Annotated in this window: 2 protein-coding genes; one reads left to right on the top strand and one right to left on the bottom strand. The window is 68.1% G+C overall.

The features are described from left to right. A partial coding sequence (locus ACWD4P_RS38540) for an ABC transporter permease (RefSeq protein WP_449782858.1) occupies positions 1-411 on the bottom strand: 411 nt, incomplete at its 3' end. A 154-nt stretch (positions 412-565) separates the two neighbouring features. Here ACWD4P_RS38540 and ACWD4P_RS38535 point away from each other — a divergent pair. Continuing rightward, a partial coding sequence (locus ACWD4P_RS38535) for an ATP-binding cassette domain-containing protein (RefSeq protein WP_449782857.1) occupies positions 566-1,041 on the top strand: 476 nt, incomplete at its 3' end.

The following is a 1,041-nucleotide window of genomic DNA, read 5'->3' as shown; positions in this document are numbered from 1 at the left end:
GCCGCGGGCCGCTTCTCTCGCCTCGTCCGGCACGGCCTGGAGGCCGGCCAGGAAATTCCGCACCAGGATCGTCAGGGTGTAGAGGACGAGTCCGGTGATCACGAGCGAGGCGGAGAGCCCGAACAGCGGGAGCAGCAGCGAGAACATGGCCAGCGACGGGATCGTGTAGAGCACCGTCGTCAGGCCGAGCACCGGGCCCGCGAAGGCGCGCCGGTGCCGGGCCAGGAGGGCCAGCGGGAAGGCGATCAGCACGCCTATCACGACGGAAGCGGCCGTGATGCCGATGTGCTGGACGACCGCGTCGACCAACTCCGGCCTGCGGGTGCGCAGGTATTCCCCGCACACCCACTCATTGGTCACCATGCAATTGGGACTGCTCACCCGCCCCACCTCCCCCGAATCCCCGTACATATGTCTCGAAACCGCTCGCGCGAGCGCCTGATTCCGACTGCGGACGACCCTAGCCCCCACCACTGACAATCGCCGAGACCCCTCGTCACGACGCAACATGGCCTTCACACAGCGGCCGCCCACAGGCGGCGACTGCCCGGCACAATGGGGACCCATGATCCGGTTCGAGCACGTCACCAAGCGCTACGCCGACGGGACAACGGCCGTCGACGACCTGTCCTTCGAGGTGAACGAGGGGGAACTCGTCACGCTCGTCGGCCCGTCGGGCTGTGGCAAGACCACCACGATGAAGATGGTCAACCGGCTCATCGAACCGAGCGAGGGCCGGATACTCCTCGACGGCGACGACATATCCGGCATCGACCCGGTCCAACTCCGGCGTCGCATCGGCTATGTGATCCAGCAGGTCGGCCTCTTCCCGCACAAGACGGTCCTCGACAACACGGCGACCGTCCCGCACCTCCTCGGCGTCAAGCGCGCCAAGGCCCGCGAGCGCGCCGCCGAACTCCTCGACCTCGTCGGGCTCGACCCGCGCACCTTCGGCGACCGCTACCCCGACCAGCTCTCCGGCGGACAGCGCCAACGCGTCGGTGTGGCAAGGGCGTTGGCGGCGGATCCTCCCGTACTCCT

Source organism: Kitasatospora sp. NPDC002543, from assembly GCF_053594915.1.
Note: the sequence above shows the minus strand (reverse complement) of the source record. Positions and strands in the feature narration are given on the sequence as shown.